We start from the raw sequence: 25,793 nt of genomic DNA on the forward strand, positions 1-25,793 counted from the left end.
GATGACATCGTCATGGAACATTCGCGCAAGGCCCCCCGTTCCCGTTCCAAACATTACGACTTCCCAGGAGACCTGAATGACTGCCCCGCAAATCGTCTGGCTGCGCCGCGACCTGCGCCTTTCGGATCAGCCCGCGCTGTGCGCCGCCGCGTCGCAGGGGCCGGTCATCGCGGTCTATGTGCTGGACGACGATCGGGCGGGGGATCGCGCGCTGGGCGGGGCGTCGCGATGGTGGCTGCATCATAGCCTCGATGCGATGGCGAGCCGGCTGGCGCAGCATCGCTCGCGGCTCATCCTGCGGCGCGGCGATGCGGTCGAGGAACTCTGCGCGCTGGTCGAGGAAACGGGGGCGGAGGCGGTCCACGCCATCCGCCATTACGAACATTGGTGGGTAAAGGCGCAGGACGCGCTCTGCGAGCGGGTCACGCTCAATCTCTACGACGGGAATTACCTGCTGCCGCCCGGCGCGGTGACGACCGGTTCGGGCGACCCGTACAAGATCTACACCCCCTTCGCGAAGGCGGCGACCCGCCAGTTGCCGCAGCGCGACCCGCTCGATGTGCCGAGCCTGACGCTCCCCGATGCATGGCCCGACAGCGACGATCTGGACGACTGGAACCTGCTTCCCACAAAGCCCGACTGGGCCGAGGGATTTCGCAGCGAATGGGCCGTGGGCGAAAACGCAGGGCAGGATCAGCTCGACGAATTCTGCGAACGGGTTGCGTCCTATGAAACCGACCGGAACCTGCCGTCGGTCGATGGTTCCTCACGCCTGTCGCCGCACCTCCATTGGGGCGAGATTTCGCCGACGCAGGTGTGGAAGGCACTGGAAGGGCGCAGCGGGGAAGGGCTGCACAGCTTTCGCGGCGAATTGCTTTGGCGCGATTATACGCAGAACATCATCTGCCAGTTTCCCGAATATCCCGAGAGCGGCTATCGCGAACAGTTCGCGCATTTCCCATGGCGCGACCCCGACAGCGACGACGAAGCCGCCGCCGATCTGAAAGCGTGGCAGCAGGGGCGCACCGGATACCCCATCGTCGATGCGGGGATGCGGCAATTGTGGCACATCGGTTGGATGCACAACCGGGTGCGGATGATCGCGGCGAGCTTCCTCATCAAGCATCTGCTCATCCGCTGGACCCACGGGGAACGGTGGTACTGGGACACGCTGGTCGATGCGGATTATGCGAACAATGGCGTGAACTGGCAATGGATCGCAGGCACGGGGGTGGACAGCAACATGTTCCCGCGCATCATGGCGCCGCTCTCGCAATCGCCGAAGTTCGACGCCGCCGAATACATCCGCGAATGGGTGCCGGAACTCAGCCATCTCGGCGACGACACGATCCACGATCCGGGCGAGGATTGCCGGCCGGACGGCTATCCGGAAAAGCGAATCGCGCACAAGGTGGCCCGGCAACGCGCGCTCGACGCCTATGGCGAAATGAAGGATCGCGCGGGATAGGGGACGGCATGCTTTCCGCCTGTTGGCAAGCGGCGCATCCCGCGCCATAGGGGGCCGCGATGAATGCACCCGAACCACGCGGCAGGCACCTGACACAGGCGGGCCTCGACTGGCAGAACGGCACAGGCTGGCTCGCGCGGGTGATATCCGGCGGGACCGATCGCCTGGTCGAGCGTATCGACGCCGGGATTGCGATCGGCTCGATCGAGGCGCAATTGCCCGATGGCAGCCATCGCATCGTCGGCGGGCGGGCGCCGGGTTTCGCGGCGCAGATCCGGCTCCACGACTGGCGCGCGTTGTTGCGGCTGGCCACCGGCGGGTCGGTCGGATGGTATCGCGCATGGGAACTGGGCGAATGGGACAGCCCGGACCCGGTCATGATCTTTGCGCTGTTCATCGCCAATGCCGAAACGCTGGGTTCGGTCGGGCGGGCGAAGGGGCCGTGGCGGCTGGCCAGCCGGATGCTGCACCGCCTGCGGCGCAATACCAGGGCCGGGGCGCAGGTGAACATCGCCGCGCATTACGACCTCGGCAATGATTTCTACGCCGCATGGCTCGATCCCACGATGAGCTATTCCAGCGCGCTGTTCACCGATGGGGCACACGATCTGGAGCAGGCGCAATTCGCCAAGGTCGATGCGCTGGCGGACCGGCTCGCGCTCGCGCCCGGTGACAATGTGCTGGAAATCGGATGCGGCTGGGGTTTCCTCGCGCGGCGGCTGGCCGACCGGCACGGCGCGGATGTCACCGCGATCAGCCTGTCGGACGAACAACTCGCCCACGCGCGGGAAAGGGCGGCGCGCGAGGCGTTGTCCATCGATTTCCGACGGCAGGATTACCGCGACGTCGAGGGGCAGTTCGACGCCATCGCCAGCGTGGAAATGGTCGAGGCGCTTGGCCGCGAATACTGGCCGACCTACATGGATTGCATCGCCCGCAACCTGAAGCCGGGCGGGCGCGCGGCGATTCAGTATATCTCGATCCGCGACGACATTTTCGATGCCTACGCCAGCAGCGCCGATTTCATCCAGACCTATGTCTTTCCCGGCGGTCTGCTGATCCGGACGAGCGAGTTTCGCACGCTTGCCGAGGCGCGCGGCCTGTCATGGCAGGATCAGCATGATTTCGGGCGCGATTATGCCGAAACGCTGCGCATCTGGCGCGAGAATTTCGAGCGGGCGGTGGACGACGGCCTGCTCCCGCCCGGTTTCGACCGCGGGTTCGTCGATCTGTGGCGCTACTACCTCATGTATTGCGAGGGCGGGTTTCGCGGCGGCGGGATCGACGTGCATCAGGTCACGCTGATCCGGCAATAGCGTCAGAGCCGGGCCGGAATGCGGCAGCCCGCGACGATGGTTTCATACGTGCCGAAATCGAGCAGGTCATGAAAGGCGCAACCGACCGCATTGTCGCGCCACCATATCACTTCGCATGCGAGCGGCTCGATCCCCGGCACATAGAGCCAGCAGAGCGTGCCTTCGCGCAAAGGCTCCGCCGCGGTGCCCGAAAAGCCGCCGATCGAAAAATCGTGAACCACGGTGGAAAACCCGCGCCCGCCAGACGGCCTCAGATTGGCGGGGATCGTGAGCCCGACCGCAGTCGCATAGCGACGAGGCCGGGCCTGGGCACTTGGACGTTTTCGTTGAAGCAAGGCGTGCATCGCAACACTCCCGATGGGGATCATCGTATTGCGAGTCAATCTCGTCTGGAAGTGTGAATTTTTGCCTATCAGGCTTGGTTAACGCGAAGTCTATATCCGGTTTCGAACGGCTCACACAGCAAGCGCGCGACCGCCTCGCCGACCGTGTCGGGGGATTTCACCGTCTGCGGATCCTCGCCCGGATAGGCGCGTGCCCGCATCGTCGTGCGGGTGGCGCCGGGATCGACGATGGCCGTGCGGATGCGCGACACCTTCGCGTTTTCCTGCGCATAGCAATCGAGCAGCACGTCGAACGCCCCTTTCGTCGCGCCATATGCGCCCCAGTAGGCACGCGGGTCTGCGCCCACGCTGCTCGTGATGCCGACCACGCGGCCATCCTTCGACGCCTTGAGCATGGGATGGAACGCGGTCAGCAATGTCTGCGTCGCGAGGACGTTCACGGTCATCGCACGGCTGAATTCGCGGGGGTCGATATCCTGCACCGCCGATAATTGCGGCAGGATCGCCGCATTGATGACCAGCATGTCGAGCGCGTCCCACCGGCCGCGGATCGCGGCGGCGAGCCGTGCGACCGCATCGGGTTCCGAAAGATCCATCGGTGCGATGGTCGCGCTTCCGCCGGCGGCGTGGATCGCGTCCTCCACCTGTTCGAGCGCGGTATCGCTCCGCGCGGTGAGCACGACATGCGCCCCGCGCGCGGCCAGCGATTGCGCGATCGCCGCGCCGATCCCGCGCGAGGCCCCGGTGACGAGCGCGAGCTGACCGTCGAGCGTCTTCCCGGCGCTCACGCCGCCGTCTCCTGCAACAGCGACATCTGATCGGGTTCCGTGCGCTCCTCCAGATCGGTGAGCTTCGTCGGATAATCGCCGGTAAAGCACGCGTCGCAATATTGCGGGCACTTGGGCTTGCGCTCTTCCTCGCCCACCGCGCGATAAAGGCCGTCGATGGAGACGAAGGCGAGGCTGTCGGCCTGGATGAACTCGCGCATCGCTTCGACTTCCATCCGCGCGGCCAGCAATTTGGAGCGTTCGGGCGTGTCCACGCCATAGAAACAGCTGTGCATGGTCGGCGGGCTGGCGATGCGCATGTGCACCTCGGTCGCGCCGGCATCGCGCATCATCTGCACGATCTTCAGGCTGGTGGTGCCGCGCACGATGCTGTCGTCGATGAGCACGATGCGTTTGCCCTCGACCAGGGCGCGATTGGCATTGTGCTTGCGACTGACGCTGCTCGACCTTGCGCCGTCGGACGGTTGAATGAAGGTGCGGCCCACGTAATGCGAGCGGATGATGCCCAGCTCGAACGGCTTGCCCGATTGCTGTGCATAGCCGATCGCGGCCGGCACGCCCGAATCCGGCACCGGAATGACGAGGTCGACATCGGCAGGCGATTCGATGGCGAGCTGCTCCCCGATGGCCTTGCGCACGGAATAGACCGAGCGGCCCGCCGAAATCGAATCGGGCCGGCTGAAATACACATGTTCGAAGATGCACGGGCGCGATGCCCGGTTGCCGAACGGGCGGTGGCTCTTCGTATTGCCGTCGAAATCCACCTCGATCAGCTCGCCGGGTTCGACCTCGCGTTCGAAATCGGCCCCGATGATGTCGAGCGCGACCGTCTCGCTGGCAAAGACCACCGCATCGCCGACCCGCCCCATGACGAGCGGGCGAATCCCGAGCGGATCGCGGCAGGCGATCATCCCCTTGGGCGTCATGCAGATCAGCGCATAGGCACCCTCGACAAGGCGCAGCGCATCGACGAACCGGTCGAGCAGCGTGGGATACCGGCTCGTCGCGACGAGATGGACGATCACCTCGGTATCGGAGGTGGATTGAAAGATCGCCCCCTTGCGCACCAGATCGGCGCGCAGGTGCATCGCGTTCGAGATATTGCCGTTGTGCGCGATCGCGAAACCGCCGGTGGCGAGTTCGGCGTAGAGCGGCTGAATATTGCGGAGGCCCGATCCGCCGGTCGTGGAATAGCGGACATGGCCCGCCGCCATCGACCCCGGCAGTTCGGCGATGGCATCGCCCGCGCCGAAATTCTCGGCCACGTGGCCAAGCCCGCGCCGGACGTAGAATTCCGCCCCGTCATAGCTGACGATGCCGGCCGCTTCCTGCCCGCGATGTTGCAGCGCGTGCAGGCCCAGCGCGGTGAGCGCGGTAGCGTCGCGTGCGTTGATGGCGCCGAAAACGCCGCATTCCTCGCGCAGCGTATCCCCGTCCTCGTCATGGAAGGGATGGTTCACGTTTGTCTCGATGGTCATGTTCGCGCAATGTCCCGGATCGGCCCGATCGGTGGCCGTTTCGTGCAGGGCGTTATCGCCCCCGTTCGCTGGCGCCGCTTTGCCGAGAAATGCGTTCGATTACAACCTGTGTGTTATACGCAGCGGTGCGTTTGCACCGGAACGCTTGCCACGCGGGGCGGCACCGCCTACTTCACCTTGCGTTAAAGCCGCCCTGTTCATGGGGCGCACGCACCTTCCCACCATGCACGGACCGCTGCCCTCGTGATCCTTTCCCCTTTCGAATGGACGATCGCCAAACGCTACATGCTGCCCGGCAAGGGAGAGCGTTTCATCGCGCTCGTCGCGGGCATCAGCCTCGTGGCGGTCATGCTCGGCGTGGCCGCGCTCGTCATCGTGATGAGCGTGATGAACGGGTTTCGCGCCGAATTGATGGACAAGATCGTCGGGCTGAACGGCCATGCCATCGTGCAGGCCTATGGCGGTAAGCTCGACAACTGGCGCGACGTGCTCGAAGAGGTGCGCGAAACGGACGGCGTCACGCGTGCTTCCCCGCTGATCGAGCAGCCGCTGCTCGCCACGTTCAACGGGCGGGTTGAGGCCGTGCTGGTCCGCGGGAACGAGCCGGACGACATCGCAAGGCTCGCCGACAAGAACGTGATGGGCGACCTGTCGCGTGTGCGGGCCGGGTCCAATACGGTGGCCATCGGCGCGCGGCTGGCGCAGACGCTCGGCATGCGGCTCGGCGATACGATCACCATCATCAATCCGCAGGGGCGTACGACGCCGTTCGGCACCGTGCCGCGCGAAATCGGCTATGAAATCGGGGCGATCTTCGAAATCGGGATCTACGATTACGACAATTCCTTTGTCGTGATGGCGATGGAGGATGCGCAGACGCTGCTCCTCTCCGGCGATTCCATCGGCATGATCGAGGTGCTCACCGAAGATCCCGACACGGTGGAGGACACCATGGCCCCCATCGCGCAAAGGCTCGCCGGGCGCGCGGTCGTGTCCGACTGGAAAACGATCAACGCCTCCCTGTTCGAGGCGCTCGCGGTGGAGCGGGTGGCGATGTTCGTCGTGCTGTCGATCATCGTGCTGGTCGCGGTGTTCAACATCCTGTCTTCGCTCATCATGCTGGTCCGGGCCAAGACGCGCGACATTGCGATTTTGCGCACAATGGGAGCGACGCGGCGGTCCATCCTCAAGATTTTCGTCACCGCCGGTTTCCTGATCGGGGCGATGGGCACGATGGCGGGGCTGCTGCTCGGGTTCGTCGCGCTCGAATTCCGGCAATCGGTGGTGCGCGCCATGGAATTGTTCACCGGACAGGAACTGTGGGATCCCTCGATCCGCTTCCTCACCGAACTGCCCGCGCGGACCGACCCGGCCGAGGTCACGGTCATCGTCGTGATGGCGCTCGTGCTGTCCTTCCTCGCCACGCTCTACCCCGCGTTCAAGGCGGCGAGCACCGATCCCGTGCAGGTCCTGCGCTATGAATGATACCGTCCCGTCCGCGCCCGTCGTCCGGCTCCACGATCTTCGCCGCAGCTTTACCCAAGGCGGCGTCACGATCGAGGTGCTGCGCGGGGTCGAGCTTTCCATCATGCCGGGCGAGATCGTCGCCCTGCTCGGCCCGTCGGGTTCGGGCAAGTCCACCATGCTGCAGGCGGTCGGCCTGCTCGAAGGCGGGTTTAAGGGCAAGATCGAGATTGCAGGCGTCGAGGCGAGCGCGCTCAATGGCGATGCGCGCACGGCGCTGCGGCGCGAACATCTGGGCTTCGTTTACCAGTTTCACCATCTGCTGCCCGATTTCAACGCGCGCGAAAACGTGATCCTGCCGCAGCTCGTCGCCGGGCGCGCGCGCGGGGAGGCGGAGGCACGCGCCGACGAATTGCTCGGCGCGCTGGGCCTGTCACAACGGCTCGACCACCGGCCCAGCCAGCTTTCGGGCGGCGAGCAGCAGCGCGTCGCCGTCGCCCGCGCGCTCGCCAACCGGCCCGAGCTGGTACTGGCCGACGAGCCGACGGGCAATCTCGACGAGGCGACGGCGGACCGCGTGCTGGAGGAATTTCTGCGGCTCGTGCGCGGGCAGGGCAGCTCCGCGCTCATCGCGACGCATAACGAACGGCTCGCCCGCCGCATGGACCGCGTCGTCCGCCTGCACGAAGGGCGCCTTCGCGCAGGGTAGCCGCGGCAATCCGCCTTGCGAACCGGAACCGGGGTGGACTAAGGGGCGTTGATCCATCGAACCGTTTTGACAAAGGATCTCTCAGGTGAGCCATTCCCCCACCACTTTTCGCGGCGAATCGCCCAATCTCAACGGGATCGAGTGGGACGATCACGCCGCGATCCACAATCGCCCAAACGGCAATGAAAGCAACATGCTGCGCGGTTTCAACGTGATGCGCGAGGGCACGTTCGCCGAAATGGTCCGTTTCGTCGACCACCTGCCGGAGGATGAGCGCGAGCATCTCGTGATTCAGAAATCGGGCGATCGCGTCTTCACGCTTCCCGAAATCCTGGCGCTGGCCCGGCACGACGATTTTCCGAAGGCCGATTGATCCGCGTCCGACGGATCGCGCCACGGTCCGTTAACGGGTGAAAATATCGCCCGCCCCCTCGCATGGGGGCGGGCGTTTCGCTATCTATCCCGCGATGGCATACGCAGATTTCGTCCCCCTTCGCGTCTTTTCCAGCTTTACCATGCTCGAAGGCGCGATCGACCCCAAGGCGCTGGCAAAGCTGGCCAAGGCGCGCGGCTTTCCTGCCGTGGCCATCTGCGACCGAAACGGGCTTTACGGCGCGATTCCCTTTGCGGGGGAGTGCAAGGCGCAAGGGGTGCAGCCGGTCATCGGCACGTTCCTCGCGGTGCAGCGGCCAGGGCGGGAGCAGATCGACTGGATCGCGCTCTACGCACAGGATGAAACTGGCTGGGACAATCTGTGCCATCTGGTGAGCGCGGCCCATCTCGACCGGCCTCTTCATCTCGACCCGCATGTCGGCATGGACATGCTGGAGGGGCGGACCGGCGGCCTCCTGTGCCTGAGCGGCGCGGGGGAAGGGGCGCTCGCCCGCCTGCTGTCCGAGGGGCAGGCGGACGAGGCGGCGGCCTATTGCGACCGGCTGCAGGCGCTGTTCGGCGACCGGCTCTATATCGAAATCGCGCGCAGCGGTGCCCCGAACGAGGCCGAGGCCGAGGACGCGCTGATCGCGCTTGCCTATGCCCGCGACCTGCCTTTGGTGGCGAGCAATCCGGCCCTTTTCGACGAGGCGCCGTTCCACCCCGCGCATGATGCGCTGCTGTGTATCGCCAACAGCACGCATATCGATGCGACCGACCGGCCCCGCGCGCCGCGCGATGCGTGGGTGAAACCGGCGCCGGTCATGCACGAGCTGTTCGCCGACCTGCCCGAGGCGACCGCCAACACGCTGATCGTGGCGCAGCGCACCGCCTTCATGCCGCCCTATCGCAAGCCGATCCTGCCCAGCCTCGCCGGCGATCAGGAAGGCGAGGCGAAGGCGCTGGCCGAGGATGCGCGGCGCGGCCTCGACAGGCGGCTCGAGATCTATCCCGATCTGTCGGAGGAGGCACGGGAGGAATATTATGCCCGGCTGAAATTCGAGGTCGAGATCATCACCGGAATGGGCTTTCCGGGGTACTTCCTCATCGTTGCCGACTTCATCAAATGGGCGAAGGACAATGGCATTCCGGTGGGGCCGGGGCGCGGCTCGGGCGCGGGCAGCCTGGTGGCGTGGGCGCTGACCATCACCGATCTCGATCCGCTGCGGCTCGGCCTGCTGTTCGAACGGTTCCTCAATCCCGAGCGCGTGTCGATGCCCGACTTCGACATCGATTTCTGCGAAACCCGGCGGGGCGAGGTGATCCGCTATGTACAGAACAAGTACGGGCACGACCATGTCGCGCAGATCATCACCTTCGGCAAGATGAAGGCCCGCGCCGTGCTGCGCGATTGCGGCCGCATTTTGCAGATGAGCTACGGCCATGTCGACCGGCTGTGCAAGATGGTGCCGAACCACCCGACCGACCCGTGGACGCTCGAACGCACGCTCAATGGCGCGTCCGATTTTGCCGGGGAATATCGCCGCGACAAGGATGTGCAGCGGCTCGTCGATCTCGCCCGTCAGCTTGAAGGTTTGCCCCGCAATTCCTCCACCCACGCGGCGGGCGTGGTGATCGGGGACCGCCCGCTGAGCCAGCTCGTCCCGCTTTATCGCGATCCGCGGTCCGACATGCCGGTCACGCAATTCGACATGAAACATGTGGAATCGAGCGGGCTGGTGAAGTTCGACTTTTTGGGGCTCAAGACGCTGTCGGTGCTGCGCAAGGCGATCGATCTTCTGGCGCAGCGGGGCATTACCATCGACCTCGACACGCTGTCGTGGGAGGATGCGGGCGTGTTCGACCTTTTGAAGCGCGGCGATACGGTCGGCGTGTTTCAGCTGGAATCCGAAGGCATGCGCCGCACGCTGTCCGCCGTGAAACCGACCAAGTTCGAGGACATCATCGCCCTCGTCTCGCTCTATCGTCCCGGCCCGATGGACAACATCCCCCTGTTCGGACAGCGCAAGAACGGGCAGGCGGAGATCGAGTATCCGCATGAAAAGCTCGAAGGCATTCTCGCCGAAACCTATGGCATCTTCGTCTATCAGGAACAGGTGATGCAGGCCGCGCAGATCCTCGCCGGATATTCGCTCGGCGATGCGGATCTTCTGCGCCGCGCGATGGGCAAGAAGGTGCAGGCCGAAATGGACGCGCAGCGCCAGCGTTTCGTCGAGGGGTGCAAGCGCGTGTCGGACATCGACAAGGGCAAGGCGAACGAGCTGTTCGACTTGATCGACAAGTTCGCAGGCTACGGTTTCAACAAATCGCACGCCGCCGCCTATGCGCTGCTGGCGTATCAGACCGCGTGGCTGAAGGCGCATTACCCGCACGAATTTTATGCCGCGTCGATGTGTTTCGACATGCATCAATCGGAAAAGCTGTCGATCTTCGTCGAGGACATGCGCCGCGCGGGCGTCGCGCTGGCCGGGCCGGACATCAACCATTCGGAGGCGGAGTTCACCGTCGAGCCGACCGAGGACGGGCACCAGGTCCGCTATGCGCTCGCCGGCATTCGCAATGTCGGCGAAAAGGCGATGGACGCGGTGGTGAACGAGCGGATTGCCCGCGGACGGTTCGAAAGCCTCGCCGATTTGTTCCGCCGCCTGCCGCCCGGTGCGATGAACCGCCGCGGGCTCGAAGGGCTGGCCGCGGCGGGTGCACTCGACCAGCTGGAGCCGAACCGGGCGAAGATCATCGCCAATGCGGACATGCTGCTGGCCGTGGCGGACGCCGCCGCGCGCGAGAAGACGAGCGGGCAGGCCGGGCTGTTCGGGGCGGAGGAGGAAGACGCGCAGGATCTCCGCATGGTGGAGACCGAACGCTGGCCCCGGATCGAACAGATGGCGAAGGAGCGGGAGAATTTCGGGTTCTACTTCGCCGCGCACCCGGTCGAACAATGGCGCGCGGTCGCCGGCGCGAATGGCGCGCGCACCCACGCCAGCCTGACCGTGGGCGATGTCGGCGGGCCGGGTGGCGGCGGGCAGGGCCGCACCAATGCGGTGATGGCGGTGCTGGTGGAAAGCGTGAACAAGCGCAAGACGCGCAAGGGCCGCGATTTCGTCATGGCCGATTTTTCGGATCAGTCGGGCCAGTTTTCGGCCAGCTGTTTCGAGGAGGCTCTGGTCGACAGCTTCGTCAAATGGGCGGCGAGCGGGGAATGCGTGCTGCTCAACGTCGAACTCGACCGGCCCAGCATCGACGAGCCGCCGCGCGTTACCGTGCGCGGCGCCCGCCCGCTGGCCGAGGTGAAGGGCACGGCGCGCATGGTGCTTCGCCTGTCGGTGTCGCGGGCGGACGCGATGGCGGAACTGGCCGCGATGCTGCCGACCGGCGCCGACGCCACCGGCGAGGTCATCGCCCGGCTCCAACTGGGCGAGGGGCGCGAGGCGGTGATGAGCCTTGGGCGGCGCTTCATGCTCGATGGCGATCTGGTCGACCGGATTGCCGAGGTGGACGGCATCGCGGCGACCGCGCTGGAGGCGAAACGGGTGCAGGATCTGAAGCTGGTGGCGTGACCGCCGGCGCCCGCCGCGTCGTTCAGCCCATCGTGACATTCACCGTGGTCAGCCGGGCGATCTCGTCCGGATGGTGGCTGACATAGAGGATGGGCACCGGCAGCGTGTCGCGGATCCGCTCGATCACGGTGAGGATTTCGTCGCGCCGGGCGGGGTCGATCGCGGCGAGCGGTTCGTCCAGCAGCAGGAAGCGCGGCGCCGACAGCAGCGCCCGCCCGATGGCAACGCGCTTTGCCTCCCCGCCCGAAAGCGTCGCGGGCCAGCGGTCGAGCAAATGGCCGATGCCGAGGAAATCGACGACTTCGGAGCGGGTGATCCACCGCTCGCCTTCGTCGCGCAGCATCTCGCCATACATGAGGTTGGCGCCCACGCGGCGATGGGGAAAGAGGCGGTTTTCCTGAAAGACATATCCGGCGCGGCGGTGCTGCGGCGCAAGGTCGATGCCCGCCGCCCCATCGAACAGCACCGCGTCCCCTATGGCGATGCGGCCCCGGATCGGCCGGTGCAATCCCGCGATGCAGTTGAGCGCGCTGGTCTTGCCCGCGCCGGAGGGGCCGGTGAGCGCGATCAGCGCCGCGTCGCTCGCAATGCGCAACGCCGTCGGTGCCCCCGCCGCCCCGTTCGCAAAGGCGATGTCGACGTCAAAGGACATGGCTATTCCCCGCGCCGGAACGCCGGATCAGCCATTCCGACAGCATCAGCGCACCGACCGACAGCACCACCGACACGATGGCGAGCCGCGTCACCGCCGCCTCCGCCCCCGGTACCTGCAACCCGCTATAGATCGCGAGGGGGAGCGTCTGCGTCTCGCCCGGAATGTTGGAGACGAAGGTGATCGTCGCGCCGAATTCGCCGAGCGACCGCGCAAAGCCGAGCACTGCGCCCGCCAGAATGCCCGGCATCGAAAGCGGAAGCGTGACGGTTGCAAACGCACGCCACCGCGTCGCACCGAGCGTCCGCGCCGCATCGACGGCACGCCGGTCGACCGCCTCGATCGAAAGGCGCATCGCCCGGACCATCAACGGCAGCGCCATCACCGCCGCCGCAACCGCCGCCCCGGTCCAGCGAAACACGAAACCAATACCGAAATGCGTTTGCAGCCAAGCCCCGACCGGTCCCGCCGGGCCGAGCACGATGAGCAGTATCCACCCCGTGACCACCGGCGGCACCACCAGCGGGAGATGCACCGCGGCATCGAGCAGAACCCGCCCCGCAAAGCGCCGCCGCGCAAGCAACCACGCCAGCGCATAGGCGAGAGGGAGCGTGGCCATCATCGCCACCGCACTGACCCTGAGCGAAAGCGCGATGACCTCCCATTCGGCGGGGGAAAGCGCGGCCGTCATCGCGGCGCCGTAAAGCCGTGGGCGCGCAGGATCGCCTGCCCCTCCGCGCGGGTCAGGAAATCGAGGAACGCCGCCGCATCGCCATCTCGCGACAGCGTGGGAATTGCCACGGGATAGCGGATTGGTGGGTGGCTCGATTCCGGAAACCGCGCCACGATGCGCACCCGGTCCGATGCGGCGGCGTCGGTGGCGTAGGTGATGCCGAGTGGGGCGGCCCCCCGCTCCACGAGCGCGAGCGCGGCGCGCACGTTCTGCGCAGGTGCGATGCGCTTCGCCACTCCGTCCCAGAGATTCATCGCCATCAGCGCCGCACGACCATACCGGCCCGCGGGAACCGCCAACGGATCCGCCATGGCGAGCCGGCCCGCGCCGCCCAGCGCATTCGAAAGCGCAACCGGATCGCGCAAATCGACGGCCCCGGTATCCGCGGCATCCGCAGTATCCGCGGCCGCGATCAGCACGAGCGCGTTCCCGGCGATAACGCGTCTGCTCTCCTCCCGGATGTGCCCCCCTTGTTGCAGCACGTCCATCCATTCCTCGTCCGCCGAAACGAAGAGATCCGCCGGCGCGCCCTCCTGCAACTGGCGGGCAAGTGCGGAACTTGCGGCAAAGGACAGCACTGGCCGCGCATGTCCGCGCGCGGCCCATTCGTCTGCCGCCGCGGTCAACGCCTCGGTCATGCTGGACGCGGCGAGGACGACGGGCCCCGTGGCGGGCGAAGGGCTGCACGCCATCAGGATTGCGCAGGCGAAAAGGGCGAAAAGAGCGCGGAGCATGGCGCAAAGCTATATCCACGCATATACAGATCGTCGAGCGTGCATTTGCACCCGCAACGCAGGAGGGGACATGCGCATCAAGATCAAGGTTCAGATCTATTGCGGCGATGCCATCGCGATGGGGCCGGGCAAGGCCGCGCTCCTCGACGCGATCGGGCGGGAGGGGTCGATTTCGGCGGCGGCCCGCGCATTGGGGATGAGTTACCGGCGCGCGTGGTTGCTGGTCGATACGATGAACCGCTGTTTCGCGGAGCCGCTGATCGCCACGCGGCCCGGCGGAGGCGCGGATGTGACGGCGGACGGTGTCGCAGTGCTCGGCGCCTATCGCGCGATGATAGCAACGATAGACGGCGCGGCGGCGGCGCCCGGCGCCATTACGCGGAGGCTGCGCGCCGCGCCGGTGGCGCCGACTGACTGATCCCGCAGAGCTTCAGCGTTCCATCAAACGCGGCATCAGCTGCACGAAATTGCAGGGGCGGTTGCGCGCGTCGAGCTGTTCGGCAAGAATGCCGTCCCACCCGTCCTTCACCGCCCCGTTCGATCCCGGCAGCGCGAAGATATAGGTCGATTGCGCCACCACCGCGCAGGCTCGCGATTGCACCGTGCTGGTCCCGATGGTCTTGAAGCTGAGCCAGCGGAAAAGCTCGCCGAAACCGGGGATGTCCTTAGTCTTTACACGGTCTAGCGCCTCTGGCATAACGTCGCGCCCGGTGAGGCCGGTGCCGCCGGTGATGATGACCGCGTCCACATCCGCCCGCCCGATCCAGATCTGCAACCCGGCGGTGATGAGCGCTGCATCGTCCTTCATGATCGTGCGGTCGGCGAGGATATGGCCCGCCCCCTCGATCCGCTTTGCCAGGATGTCGCCGGACGTGTCCTCGTCCGGCCCGCGCGTGTCCGATACGGTCAGAAGCGCGATGCGGACAGGTATGAACGCGCGCGTTTCGTCAATTGCCACGAACCGCTCCCGATAAAACCGGCTTGCCCTGCATCGATACCGCATCGGCGCCCGCCACGCCCGGGAAACGCGGCCACAGATTCTGCGCCAGCGCCTCCCGCGCGTCGGAATCGCGGTTTTGCTGACGCTGATACATCCAGTAATTGCGCGTCACGATCGCGACATAGGCCCGCGTCTCCCAATAGGGGATCGATTCCATCCAGAGCAGCGGATCGCCGTAATCGTTGATCTCGGTGTTCCAGCGCGTGATCGGCGACAGGCCGGCATTATACGCCGCCATGATCTTGGGGAGCAGCCCCTGCGTCCCGCTGGAATCGCGCAGCATTTCGAGATTGCGTTGGCCAAAGCTCATGTTCGTGGCCGGGTCGGTCAGGTCGGCGCGGCCCGCATCCATGCCGAGCGAGGGCGCATGTTGGCGCACCGTGATCGGCGTGATCTGCATCAGGCCGACCGCTTGTGCGGGGCTTACCGCATCGGCCCGGAAATTCGATTCCTGCAAGGTGTGCGCATAGGCCAGCGCGGGATCGACACGCCACCCTTCGACCGGCTGCCATTTCGCGGCGGGGTACCGGGTCGCAGGGTCGGCGCGCGTCCCGCTCGGCGCGTTATAGGCCATGTAAAGCTGCGTCGCGGGCAGGCCCAATGCGCGGGCGAGCCGGGACAGCGCGGGATAATCGGCGGGCGCGCCGATGCGGGCCTGATGGCGCAGCACCTCGTCCGCCAGCCCTTCGCGGCCGATTTCGACGAGGGCGACGGCCGCGCGCACATTCGCCTCGTCCGAGAGGCGGCGCCAGTCGTCCTGCGAAAACGGTTCGCCAGCGGCCTGTGCGGGGAGCGCGCGATTAAGCTGTTCCGAGGCCAGCATGCCATAAAGCGTTTCGTGCAGATTGGCGGCGTTCTGCAACGCAGGGGCGGCGTTTTCGGGCTGACGGCAGCGGGTATAGGCGCGCGCGGCCCAGTAATGCGAGGCCGAGGTCAGCTCGTCGTTCTGCGATGCCTGCGCCGCGCGGGCGAAACCGTCCGCCGCAAGCGCGCAATCGCCCAGCCGCCATGCCGAAAGCCCCGCGACCCACCAGCCTTCGGCGACCCACGGCCCGCTGCCGCCATCGGCCACCTGCCGCGCCATGGCGAGCGCGGTGCGGTCGTCATTCTCGATATAATAGCTCCACGCGACGCGCTGCCGCCATTCGGCGCGGGAGGCGGCGGTCAACGTCATCTCCACACCCGACAGCAATTGCCGTGCGCCATCGGGATCGTCATTGACGATGCGGTCGAGGATCGCGCTGCTCACGCTTTCGGGCATGGAGCCATCGGAAATGCCGCGCGGGCGCGTGCGTTTTTCGGGCGCGCGGATCGACACCAGCCGCTGCGCCCCCGGAAGCGCGGGTTCCGCGCCGAGGCCGCGCTTTACCGCGAGCCGCCCGATCTGTTCCGCCTGCGGAAGCGTGCGCCCCATCGCGAGCCAGTTGTTGAGGGAATCGAGGTCGATCGCCGGGCTGTTGGGGTGCAGATAATATTCGGCCAGCGCGAGTTGATGCAGCGCGCTCGTATCGCCGCGGTTGAGCAGGTTCTGCACCTGTGCCCAGTCCTGCGCGTCGATCGCACGGAACACGGTGGCGTAATATTGCCGGTCGTTTGCGTTGAGCTGCGTCGGCACCTCTGCGTTCGGCATGGTAATCGCCGCGCTGTTGGCCATGGCCGGGCTCGGCAGCGCGAGCGCGGCCATCGCCGGCAAAACCGCCGCCATCGCCAGCCGGCGCCATCTGGAATTGCGTTCGATCATCGTTTCCCTCTCGCTGCCGGGCGCCGATCCTCGCGGCCCAGCCCACGACACCGGTTTGAATCGCCCCGCGCGCGCCGTCAACCCTCGTGAGAGAAGGCGAGCCAGCGGTGCCACCAGTTGCGCTTGAAATGCGCGCGCTGCGCCAGCGTGGACAATGGATAGCCGGCCATCACCGGAATGTCCGCCCCGTCGATGGCCACATTGCCGACGCCGGTCTCGGCAAATTCGCTGGGCTGCAACAGGTCGAGCGCCTCCCGCCCGAACACCAGCAGCCGTTCGGGCGCGGCGAGCGCGACATGATGGCGCAGCACATCGCTCAGCCCCGCGGCCTTCATCGCCTCCCAATCGGCGGCCGGCGTATGGCGCGGCAGCACGCTCGCGCGGTAGGTCGCGGCCCGCGTCACCCCCATCGCGCGCAGCATCGCGTCCAGAAACGCGCCATCGCTGCCCGAAAGCAGGACTTCGTGATCGGCGGCTTCCGGCTCGCACACAAGAACCATGACCGCGGCGCCCTTCGGCCCGGCGGGCGGCACCCGGCGCGCGACCGGCCCGGTATCGAGGCTGCGTTCGGTGAGCCACCACGCGGCAAAATTTTCAAGGTTTTCGGGCCAATCCGCGCGCGGGCCGCCGATCCGGTCGGGAAGCGCGGCGTTGGCGGCGGGGCCGCGCGGCGGCGGCGGCGCATCGGCATGGGCCGGCCGCCGGGCAGGGCGGCGTGCGTCTTTCGCGGCGGGGTCAGGCTTTGCACTGGCCGCCCCTTCGGCCAGCCAGTCGCGCGCATCGTCGACAAATGCAAGATCGACGCCCGCATCGGCCCACCACGCGTCTGTGCTCGCGGCGAGCGCGGACCAGTCCCCGTCGCCGCCTGTGTCCTGCGGGCGCCCCGTGCCATCGGTCATGATGCCTGCCTTTCGATCGTCGCGGGGGAACCCATAACGCCGCGCCGCATGGCGGGACAAGCGCCTTGACCGGAACGGCCTTTCCTTACACGAATTTACAAGAGACCGTCCGTTGCCGCTCTTGACCTTACCGTCAATGGCAATCAAGGCCATGGGCACAACAGTTGCAAAGACAAAAGATCTGAAAGGGACGAGACCCCATGAGCGAACGCGAATCCATGCCCTATGACGTCGTCATCGTCGGCGGCGGCGTTGCCGGCCTGTCCGCGGCGATCCGGCTGAAACAGGTGAATGACGCGCTTGAGGTCTGCGTCCTTGAGAAAGGATCGGAAATCGGCGCGCATATCCTGTCGGGTGCGGTGGTCGATCCGCGCGCGCTCGACGAATTGCTGCCCGACTGGCGCGAGGACGGCTGCCCCATGGCCGAGGTGCCGGTGACGGACAACTGGCACTGGGTCCTGACCAAGGGCAAGAAATTCAACATGCCCCATGCGATGATGCCGCCGCTCTTGTCGAACAAGGGGAATTATACGGGCTCGCTCGGCAATCTGTCCCGCTGGCTGGCGGAGAAAGCCGAAGGCCTGGGCGTCGAGATTTTCCCCGGCTTTCCCGCGGCGGAAATCCTGTATGACGACAATGGCGCGGTGCGCGGCGTGGCGACGGGCGACATGGGCGTTGCGGCTGATGGCAGCCACAAGGCCGATTACGCGCAGGGCATGGAGCTGCACGCGAAATACACGCTCTTTGCCGAAGGGGCGCGCGGTTCGCTGACCAAGCAGCTGAAGGCGAAATACGACCTTGAGGCGAATTGCGAGCCGCAGGTCTATGGGCTCGGCATCAAGGAATTGTGGGACATCGAGCCGGGCAAGCACGTGCCGGGCCGCGTCGTCCACACGCAGGGCTGGCCCCTGTCCGAAAGCGAAAGCTGGGGCGGCGGGTTCATCTATCACCAGGCGAACGGGCAGGTCGCGATCGGCTTCGTCACCGCGCTCGATTATAAAAACCCCTACGTCCATCCGTTCGAGGAATTTCAGCGGTGGAAGCAGCATCCCGATATTCGTCCGCTGCTCGAAGGGGGCAAGCGCGTGTCCTATGGCGCGCGGGCGATCAACGAAGGCGGCTGGCAATCGGTGCCGAAGCTCGGCTTCCCCGGCGGCGCGCTCATCGGCTGTGCGGCGGGTTTCGTCAACGTGCCGCGGATCAAGGGCAGCCATACCGCGATGAAATCGGGCATGCTCGCCGCCGAAGCCATGGCCGACGCCATTGCCGCCGACCGCGAACATGACGAGGTTTCGGAATACGAAGCGAACCTGCGGTCGAGCTGGATCGCCGAGGAATTGAAGAAGGTGCAGAACGCCGAACCCGCCGTCGCCAAATTCGGCGGTTCGCTCGGCACCATCCTCGCCGGTGCGGACATGTGGATGCGCACGTTGAAGATCGGGCTTCCCGTCAAGATGAAGCACCACCGCGATTGCGAGCAATTGCAGCGTGCCGATCTTTACAAGCCCATCGAATATCCCAAGCCCGACGGCGTCATCAGCTTCGACCGTTTGTCGAGCGTGTTCCTGTCCAACACCAACCATGCCGAGGATCAGCCCTGCCATTTGCAGCTGACCGATCCGGACGTGCCGGTAAAGATCAACCTGCCGGTCTTCGCCGGACCTGCCGCGCGATACTGCCCGGCGGGCGTGTATGAATACGTCGGTGTCGAGGAGGGCGATCCGAAATTCGTCATCAACGCGCAGAATTGCGTCCATTGCAAGACGTGCGACATCAAGGATCCGACGCAGAACATCAACTGGGTCACGCCGGAGGGCGGCGGCGGGCCGAACTATCCGAACATGTGAGCGGGGCGCCTGACGCGTGGCGCTTGCCGGGACCGCTTTTGCCAAGATCAACCTCGCGCTGCATGTCCGCAAGCGGCGCGAGGATGGCTATCACGAGCTTGAAACGCTGTTCGCCTTCGTCGACGATGGCGACCGGCTGACCGCGCGCGGGGCAGGGGCCGACCGGCTGACGACGACGGGCGAATTCGCGGGCGCGCTGACCGATCCGTTCGGCAATATCGTCGCGCAGGCGCTCTCCCGCCTCCCGCATGGGGCGGGGTGGGACGTGACGCTTGAAAAACGGCTGCCGGTGGCGGCGGGGCTGGGCGGCGGATCGGCCGATGCGGGCGCGATCTTTCGCATGGTGCGCGATGCGCATGGCCTGCCCAATGGCTGGCAGGAGAAGGCCGCGCGCCTCGGCGCCGACGTGCCGGCCTGTGTGGAGAGCCGGACCTGCATCGGGCGGGGGACCGGAACCGAGCTCGAAATGGTGGAGAGTGACCTTGCCGGAACGCCGGTGCTGCTCGTCAATCCGCGGGTGCCGTTGGCGACCGGGCCGGTGTTTGCGCGCTGGGACGGGCGCGATCGCGGCGCCATGCCCGATGGCGGCGTCCGCGCGATCGCCATGGCGGGGCGCAACGATCTGGAGCCGGGCGCGGTCGCGCTGTGCCCGCAAATCGCCGATGTGCTGGCGGCCTTGCGCGAAACCGATGCGTTTGTCGTCAGGATGTCGGGATCGGGTGCGACCTGTTTTGCGTTATATGACGACATGCGTGGCCGCGAAAATGCCGCCCGCAAGCTCGCCGCCGCCCATCCGGGCTGGTGGCAGATGGAAGGATGCCTGCGTTGAGCCTTACCCCCTATCGCCAGGTCGGCACGCCGTCGCGCGGCGGCATCGTGCTCGTCGCCGACCATGCCGGAACCGCGGTGCCGGACGATATTCCGCTGGGCATCGGGTCCGACTTGATGAAACGGCACATCGCCGTCGATATCGGGGTGGAGGGCGTGGCCGAACGCATGGCCCGCCGGCACGACATTCCCGCGCATCTCGCCACGATCAGCCGTCTCGTCATCGACCTTCACCGGGAGGAGGACCACGAAAAGCTGATCCCGGTCGAAAGCGACGGGCACCTGATCGCGGGCAATATCGGCGCGGATCGGGACCGGCGCGTGGCGCTGTATTACCGGCCCTATCACGATGCGCTGGCGCAATGGCTGGATGCGGCGGACCCGCGGCTGATCGTGTCGCTGCACAGTTTCACGCCGAAACTGGAGAGCGATCCGGAGGAGGAACGCCCCTGGGACGTCGGTCTGCTCTATAACGAAAACAGCGAGCCGGCCCTGCGCGCCATTGCCATGTTCCGGGCGCAGGGGATGAATGTCGGCGATAACGAGCCTTATTCCGGGCGCGTATTGAACGCCACGATGAACCGACATGCGGAGGCGAAGGGCCGCGACTATCTCGCGATCGAGGTGCGGCAGGACCATATCGCCACCGCCGCGGGGCAGCAACGCTGGGCAGGATTGATCGCCGACATCGCCAATCGCGTAGCTTTGATGCTGGATTAAGCGCCCGCCCCAAGCATTTCTTGCTTAAGCTATAGGACATGGTGATGTAGGGGGGCGCCAAGCGCAACCGACGGAGATACCCATGCCTGCCTATCGTTCCCGCACCACCACCCATGGCCGCAACATGGCAGGGGCGCGCGGTTTGTGGCGGGCGACCGGCATGAAGGACGATGATTTCGGTAAGCCGATCATCGCCATCGCCAACAGCTTTACGCAATTCGTGCCGGGGCACGTGCATCTGAAGGATCTGGGGCAGCTCGTCGCGCGCGAGATCGAGGATGCGGGCGGCGTCGCCAAGGAATTCAACACCATCGCGGTCGATGACGGCATCGCCATGGGGCACGATGGCATGCTCTACTCCCTGCCGAGCCGCGACCTCATCGCCGACAGCGTCGAGTTCATGGTCAACGCCCATTGCGCCGATGCGATCGTGTGCATCTCCAATTGCGACAAGATCACGCCCGGCATGTTGATGGCGGCGCTCCGGCTCAATATCCCGGTCGTGTTCGTGTCGGGCGGGCCGATGGAGGCGGGCAAGGTCGTGATCGACGGCAAGGAAAAGGCGCTGGACCTCGTCGATGCGATGGTCGCCGCCGCCGACGACCGGATCAGCGACGAGGACGTGACCGCCATCGAACGCTCCGCCTGTCCAACCTGCGGGTCGTGCAGCGGGATGTTCACCGCCAATTCGATGAATTGCCTGACCGAGGCGCTCGGCCTGTCGCTGCCGGGCAACGGGTCGCTGCTCGCCACCCACGCCGACCGGGAAAAGCTGTTCCGGGAGGCGGGCCGTACCGCCGTCGACCTGTGCAAGCGTTATTACGAGCAGGACGACGATAGCGTCCTGCCCCGCTCCATCGCCGGGTTCGGCGCATTCGAAAACGCGATGAGCCTCGACATCGCGATGGGCGGTTCGACCAATACGGTGCTGCACCTGCTCGCCGCCGCGCACGAGGCGGGGGTCGATTTCACCATGGCCGATATCGACCGGCTGTCGCGCCGCGTGCCGTGCCTGTCGAAGGTCGCGCCGTCGAAGGACGACGTCCACATGGAAGACGTGCACCGCGCCGGCGGCATCATGGCCATCCTGGGCGAGCTCGACCGCGCAGGGCTTCTCCACACCGATCTGCCGACCGTGCACAGCCGCACAATGGCCGACGCGCTCGACCGGTGGGACATCGCGCGCGATCCGTCGCCCGGGGTCGTCAGCTTCTACTCTGCCGCGCCGGGCGGTGTCCCGACGCAGACCGCCTTTTCTCAAGATCGCCGCTGGGACCCCGATTTCGACCGCGAAACCGGCGTCATCCGCAGCGCCGAACACGCGTTCAGCAAGGATGGCGGCCTCGCCGTGCTCTATGGCAATATCGCGCGCGACGGCTGTATCGTGAAAACGGCGGGCGTGGATGAAAGCATCCTGAAATTCACCGGCCCGGCCAAGGTTTTCGAAAGCCAGGAAGCCGCGGTCACCGGCATCCTCGCGGGCAAGGTGGTGAAGGGCGACGTCGTCGTCATCCGGTACGAAGGGCCGCGCGGCGGACCGGGGATGCAGGAAATGCTCTACCCCACGAGCTATCTGAAATCGAAGGGTCTGGGCGCCGATTGCGCGCTGATTACCGACGGGCGCTTTTCGGGCGGCACGTCGGGCCTGTCCATCGGCCATGCCAGCCCGGAGGCGGCGGAGGGCGGCAATATCGGGCTCGTCGAGCAGGGCGACATCATCGCCATCGACATTCCCGAACGCACCATCGAATTGCAGGTCGACGAGGCGACGCTCGCCCATCGTCGCGCCGCGATGGAGGAGAAGGGCGACGATGCGTGGATGCCCTCCCACCCGCGCCCGCGCCGCGTTTCGACCGCGCTCAAGGCCTATGCCGCGATGACGACGAGCGCGGCACGCGGGGCGGTGCGCGATCTTTCCGCCCTCGAGCGCCGGCGCAAGGATTGACGTCCATGCACAATGTGGGCGCGCAGGTGCTGAGCGTTGCGCAGATGCGCAGCGCGGAGGAACGGCTGATTGCGGGCGGCAGCGATGTCGACACCTTGATGCAGCGGGCCGGGCGCGGTGCGGCGCATCTCATCCGGCGGATGGCGCCGGGGGCGGCGATCACGGTGCTGTGCGGGCCGGGCAACAATGGCGGCGATGGCTATGTCATCGCGCGCGCGCTCCTTGAATGGGGGCACCGGGTCGCGGTCGTGGCGGCGATGGAGCCGGGCGGCGATGCGGCCCGCCGTGCGGCGGCGGCGTGCGATGCGCCGCGCCTCGAACCCGATGCTGCGAAGGGCGACGTGCTGGTCGATTGCCTGTTCGGGAGCGGGCTCAATCGCCGTCTGTCCGACGAGCTTCAGGATATGCTGATCGGTCTGGCTTCGCGGCACGACCGGCTTGTCGCTGTGGATTTGCCGAGCGGGATCGGCGCCGATGACGGGGCGCTGCTCGCCGATGAATTGCCTCGCTATGATCTGTGCATCGCGCTGGGGGCGTGGAAACGGGCGCATTATCTGATGCCGGCAATGGCGCATTGGGGCATGGTCCGCCTGATCGATATCGGGGTGGAGCGGGCCGATGGCCGGGCCTTGCTGGTGGAAAAACCGCGGCTGTCGGCGCCTGCGATGGATGCGCACAAATATCGGCGCGGGCTGATCGCTGTCGTGGGTGGGCAGATGCCCGGCGCAGGGATGCTGGCCGCGCGGGCCGCGGGGCTGGCCGGGGCGGGCTATGTCAAACTGCTCTCGCAGCGCCGCATCGTCGATGCGCCCGCCGATCTCGTCACGATGAAGGCGCCGGGCGATGTTTCGCTCGGGCGGGAGATCGGCGACGAACGCGTGGCCGCGCTGCTCATCGGGCCGGGTCTGGGCCGCGATGCCGATGCGCGCGAACGTTTGGGTCAGGTGCTGTCCGCCGACCGGCCGACGGTCCTCGACGCCGATGCTCTGGTCATGCTGCGGCTAGCGATGATGACGCGCCGGGCTTCGCCGCTGATCGTGACACCGCACGAAGGCGAGCTTTCCGGGCTCGAAGACCTGTTCGGATTGGCGGGTGAGGGGTCGAAGCCCGAACGCGCCCTCGCGCTCGCTGCCGAGATGGATGCGCTCGTCATTGCAAAGGGGCCGGATACGGTCATCGCCACGCCGCAGGGGCGGCTCGCCTTTGCGCCGTCGGCGACAAGCTGGCTGTCGGTGGCGGGCAGCGGTGACGTGTTGGCGGGGATCGTGGCCGCCCGGCTCGGCGTGACGGGACAGGCGTGGGACGCCGCGATGCAGGCCGTCTGGCTCCACGGGGAAGCTGCGCGCCATGCGGGGCCGGCATTCACCGCCGCCATGCTCGCGCAATCAGTGCAAGACGCGGTGGCCGCCGCGCTGTAAGGGCGGGGCGTAATGGAACACACCGACCCCACCGAATCCGAAACCATCCTGCGCATCGCGGCGAAGGGCGATGGCGTGACCCCATCGGGGCGACACATCGCGCTCACCGCCCCCGGCGACGCGGTCACCGCCGATGGCACGATCGTGCCCGGCCCGCATCACCAGACCCCGCCATGCCGGCATTTCCCCGAATGCGGCGGGTGCCAGCTCCAACAGCTGGACGAGGAAAGCTGGTCCGATTTCGTGACCGCGCGCGTCGCCAACGCGGCCTAGGGGCAGGGCCTTTCCCCCGCCATCATGGAGCCCGCCGTCCTGTCCCCTGCACGAAGCCGCCGCCGCGCCACGCTTCATGCCGAGGCGAAGGGCCGGCAGGTCCGCATCGGGTTCAAGGCCGCGCGCACGCACCGTACCGTCGACATGAAACAATGCGAGGTGATGGAGCCGGCGCTTTTCGCGATCATCGACCCGCTGCGCCGGTTGATCGCCGGGCTGGGGCGGAAAAAGCTTGCCTGCGACGTGCATCTCACCCTCACCGATCAGGGTGTCGATTGCGGGATCAAGGGCTGGCGTCCCGAAGGCCTCGCCGAGACGGAGGGCATGATCGCCTTTGCGCAGGAGAATGGCCTGGCGCGGCTCACGCTCGACGATGGGTATGGCCCGGAAACGCATTGGGAGCCGGAGCCGGTGACGGTTACGCTGTCGGGCGTGCCGGTCGCGATGCCGCCGGGCGCGTTCCTGCAACCCACCCGCACGGGGGAGGCGGCGCTCGTGGCCTCCGCCCGCGACTACCTTGCTGGCGCGACGCGCATGGCGGATCTGTTTTCGGGGCTGGGCACGTTTGCCTTCGCGCTGGCCGGGGATGCGAAAGTGCTCGCAGCCGAAGCGGCGCGCGACCTGCATCTTGCGTGCAAGCAGGGCGCCGATCTGCACCGGCGCCCGGTCTTTGCGCAGCATCGCGACCTGTTCCGCAACCCGTTGATGACGGACGAGCTCAATCGTTTCGACGCCGTCCTGCTCGACCCGCCGCGTGCCGGCGCGCGCGAGCAGGTGGAGCGGTTGTGCGAAAGCCAGGTGCCGCGCATCTGCTACATCAGCTGCAATCCGAGCAGCTGGGCAAAGGATGCGGCCGCGCTCGTCGCCGCGGGCTGGACGTTACAGAATCTGCGCCCGGTGGGGCAGTTCCGCTGGTCCAGCCATGTCGAGCTGGCGAGCTATTTCACGAAATAAGCGCGAGAAGCGCACGTATCGTGAGGATGAAAAGCGCGATGCTGCCCGCCATAAACAGCGCGGCACGCACCGGCAGCGTATTGACGAGGTTCTGCCACAGCGAATGCGCCACGCGCAACGCGACGTACACCCACGCCGCCACCACGTCGAACGCCCCATATCCGCCCAGCGCGAGGAGGATGACGCAGGGGTAGAAGACCGTCGGCTGCTCCATCAGATGCATGTAGTTATGCGCGGGCCATTCGCGCCGGCCCGACAGCGTGTCGCCGGCATCGCTCGCCCGGAAACCGCGCGGCAGGCGCCCCATCGACACCTTGTTCACGCGAAAGCTCGCCATGCGGCCTGCCATCATCCACGCCATCACGGCCATCGTCCACACCAGCAGCACCGCCGCGGGCACGAGTATCTGCGTATCCAATCCGTTCATCGCTTTCCTTTTCGGCGCCGGGGTCGCGCGCGGCGCATTGACCCTTTCGATAATGGCCATAGCCCCTATATGGGCGGGCATGGACGGCCTTCGGGTCGGTATCCG

At 66.5% G+C, this 25,793-nt stretch carries 22 protein-coding genes and 1 pseudogene; 13 read left to right on the forward strand and 10 right to left on the reverse strand.

Annotation, left to right across the window (positions count from 1 at the left end; genetic code table 11):
• Positions 1–76: 76 nt before the first annotated feature.
• Entirely contained in the window at positions 77–1,468 is a 1,392-nt protein-coding gene (locus tag JD971_RS13520; RefSeq protein ID WP_202084185.1) for a deoxyribodipyrimidine photo-lyase, read from the forward strand.
• 59 nt (positions 1,469–1,527) lie between these two features.
• Positions 1,528–2,784, forward strand: coding sequence for a cyclopropane-fatty-acyl-phospholipid synthase family protein (locus tag JD971_RS13525; protein WP_202084187.1), 1,257 nt, complete (start codon positions 1,528–1,530; stop codon positions 2,782–2,784).
• 2 nt (positions 2,785–2,786) lie between these two features.
• Here JD971_RS13525 and JD971_RS13530 read toward each other — a convergent pair whose 3' ends face one another.
• The 3 genes from JD971_RS13530 to purF form a co-directional block, all read right to left on the reverse strand.
• The gene (locus JD971_RS13530) at positions 2,787–3,119 is read right to left on the reverse strand and encodes a PilZ domain-containing protein (protein ID WP_236672101.1); all 333 of its coding nucleotides are present in this window, start codon (positions 3,117–3,119) and stop codon (positions 2,787–2,789) included.
• A 77-nt stretch (positions 3,120–3,196) separates the two neighbouring features.
• Positions 3,197–3,916, reverse strand: coding sequence for an SDR family oxidoreductase (locus tag JD971_RS13535; RefSeq protein ID WP_202084191.1), 720 nt, complete (start codon positions 3,914–3,916; stop codon positions 3,197–3,199).
• A complete protein-coding gene (gene purF / locus JD971_RS13540; protein WP_202084193.1) occupies positions 3,913–5,394 on the reverse strand; it encodes an amidophosphoribosyltransferase in 1,482 nt (493 codons plus the stop codon). The genes JD971_RS13535 and purF overlap by 4 nt, the downstream gene beginning before the upstream one ends.
• Before the next feature lie 243 nt (positions 5,395–5,637).
• Here purF and JD971_RS13545 point away from each other — a divergent pair, with 243 nt between their 5' ends.
• From JD971_RS13545 to dnaE, 4 genes are all read left to right on the forward strand, one after another.
• Positions 5,638–6,879: a lipoprotein-releasing ABC transporter permease subunit gene (locus tag JD971_RS13545; RefSeq protein ID WP_202084195.1), complete on the forward strand. Its 1,242-nt coding sequence runs from the start codon at positions 5,638–5,640 to the stop codon at positions 6,877–6,879.
• Positions 6,872–7,567: an ABC transporter ATP-binding protein gene (locus JD971_RS13550; protein WP_202084197.1), complete on the forward strand. Its 696-nt coding sequence runs from the start codon at positions 6,872–6,874 to the stop codon at positions 7,565–7,567. Before JD971_RS13545 ends, JD971_RS13550 begins: the two co-directional genes overlap by 8 nt.
• A gap of 85 nt (positions 7,568–7,652) precedes the next feature.
• On the forward strand, positions 7,653–7,940 hold the full coding sequence (locus tag JD971_RS13555) for a hypothetical protein (protein ID WP_202084199.1): 288 nt from the start codon (positions 7,653–7,655) through the stop codon (positions 7,938–7,940).
• A gap of 94 nt (positions 7,941–8,034) precedes the next feature.
• Entirely contained in the window at positions 8,035–11,517 is a 3,483-nt protein-coding gene (gene dnaE / locus JD971_RS13560; RefSeq protein WP_202084201.1) for a DNA polymerase III subunit alpha, read from the forward strand.
• A 22-nt stretch (positions 11,518–11,539) separates the two neighbouring features.
• On the opposite strand, the gene JD971_RS13565 is transcribed toward dnaE, so the two are convergent.
• Genes JD971_RS13565 through modA form a run of 3 tightly spaced genes read right to left on the reverse strand, consistent with a single transcriptional unit; the run spans position 11,540 to position 13,636 of the window.
• A complete protein-coding gene (locus tag JD971_RS13565; RefSeq protein WP_202084203.1) occupies positions 11,540–12,169 on the reverse strand; it encodes an ATP-binding cassette domain-containing protein in 630 nt (209 codons plus the stop codon).
• On the reverse strand, positions 12,159–12,860 hold the full coding sequence (gene modB / locus JD971_RS13570; protein ID WP_202084205.1) for a molybdate ABC transporter permease subunit: 702 nt from the start codon (positions 12,858–12,860) through the stop codon (positions 12,159–12,161). The genes JD971_RS13565 and modB overlap by 11 nt, the downstream gene beginning before the upstream one ends.
• Complete coding sequence (gene modA, locus JD971_RS13575) at positions 12,857–13,636, reverse strand: molybdate ABC transporter substrate-binding protein (protein ID WP_202084207.1); 780 nt, start codon at positions 13,634–13,636, stop codon at positions 12,857–12,859. Before modA ends, modB begins: the two co-directional genes overlap by 4 nt.
• A 70-nt stretch (positions 13,637–13,706) precedes the next feature.
• Between modA and JD971_RS13580 the strand changes: the two genes are divergently transcribed.
• Positions 13,707–14,054 carry a winged helix-turn-helix domain-containing protein gene (locus tag JD971_RS13580; protein WP_202084209.1) on the forward strand — a complete coding sequence of 116 codons (348 nt, stop codon included), beginning with the start codon at positions 13,707–13,709 and terminating at the stop codon, positions 14,052–14,054.
• A gap of 12 nt (positions 14,055–14,066) precedes the next feature.
• On the opposite strand, the gene JD971_RS13585 is transcribed toward JD971_RS13580, so the two are convergent.
• From JD971_RS13585 to JD971_RS13595, 3 genes are all read right to left on the reverse strand, one after another.
• Positions 14,067–14,555, reverse strand: coding sequence for a molybdenum cofactor synthesis domain-containing protein (locus tag JD971_RS13585; RefSeq protein ID WP_371809754.1), 489 nt, complete (start codon positions 14,553–14,555; stop codon positions 14,067–14,069).
• Positions 14,556–14,583: 28 nt separating this feature from the next.
• On the reverse strand, positions 14,584–16,377 hold the full coding sequence (locus tag JD971_RS13590; RefSeq protein WP_202084213.1) for a lytic transglycosylase domain-containing protein: 1,794 nt from the start codon (positions 16,375–16,377) through the stop codon (positions 14,584–14,586).
• 77 nt (positions 16,378–16,454) lie between these two features.
• Positions 16,455–17,276, reverse strand: a complete 822-nt coding sequence (locus tag JD971_RS13595) for a hypothetical protein (protein WP_202084215.1) — start codon at positions 17,274–17,276, stop codon at positions 16,455–16,457.
• Positions 17,277–17,476: 200 nt separating this feature from the next.
• Here JD971_RS13595 and JD971_RS13600 point away from each other — a divergent pair, with 200 nt between their 5' ends.
• The 6 genes and pseudogenes from JD971_RS13600 to JD971_RS13625 all read left to right on the forward strand — a co-directional run bounded on the left by JD971_RS13600 (position 17,477) and on the right by JD971_RS13625 (position 25,261).
• Positions 17,477–19,123 (forward strand): electron transfer flavoprotein-ubiquinone oxidoreductase, encoded by a 1,647-nt coding sequence (locus JD971_RS13600; protein WP_202084217.1) that lies wholly within the window; start codon positions 17,477–17,479, stop codon positions 19,121–19,123.
• A gap of 16 nt (positions 19,124–19,139) precedes the next feature.
• Positions 19,140–19,952 carry a 4-(cytidine 5'-diphospho)-2-C-methyl-D-erythritol kinase gene (locus JD971_RS13605; RefSeq protein WP_202084219.1) on the forward strand — a complete coding sequence of 271 codons (813 nt, stop codon included), beginning with the start codon at positions 19,140–19,142 and terminating at the stop codon, positions 19,950–19,952.
• A complete protein-coding gene (locus tag JD971_RS13610; RefSeq protein ID WP_236672102.1) occupies positions 19,949–20,671 on the forward strand; it encodes an N-formylglutamate amidohydrolase in 723 nt (240 codons plus the stop codon). Before JD971_RS13605 ends, JD971_RS13610 begins: the two co-directional genes overlap by 4 nt.
• Positions 20,672–20,753: 82 nt before the next feature.
• On the forward strand, positions 20,754–22,616 hold the full coding sequence (gene ilvD, locus JD971_RS13615) for a dihydroxy-acid dehydratase (RefSeq protein WP_202084223.1): 1,863 nt from the start codon (positions 20,754–20,756) through the stop codon (positions 22,614–22,616).
• 5 nt (positions 22,617–22,621) lie between these two features.
• The gene (locus JD971_RS13620; protein ID WP_202084225.1) at positions 22,622–24,034 is read left to right on the forward strand and encodes an NAD(P)H-hydrate dehydratase; all 1,413 of its coding nucleotides are present in this window, start codon (positions 22,622–22,624) and stop codon (positions 24,032–24,034) included.
• 12 nt (positions 24,035–24,046) lie between these two features.
• A pseudogene (locus JD971_RS13625) lies at positions 24,047–25,261 on the forward strand (class I SAM-dependent RNA methyltransferase).
• Here JD971_RS13625 and JD971_RS13630 read toward each other — a convergent pair.
• Complete coding sequence (locus JD971_RS13630; RefSeq protein WP_202084227.1) at positions 25,251–25,688, reverse strand: MAPEG family protein; 438 nt, start codon at positions 25,686–25,688, stop codon at positions 25,251–25,253. The pseudogene JD971_RS13625 and the gene JD971_RS13630 sit on opposite strands and share 11 nt — an antisense overlap.
• Positions 25,689–25,793: the final 105 nt, after the last annotated feature.

Origin of the sequence: Croceicoccus sp. YJ47, from assembly GCF_016745095.1 — a bacterium.
Lineage (GTDB): Bacteria > Pseudomonadota > Alphaproteobacteria > Sphingomonadales > Sphingomonadaceae > Croceicoccus.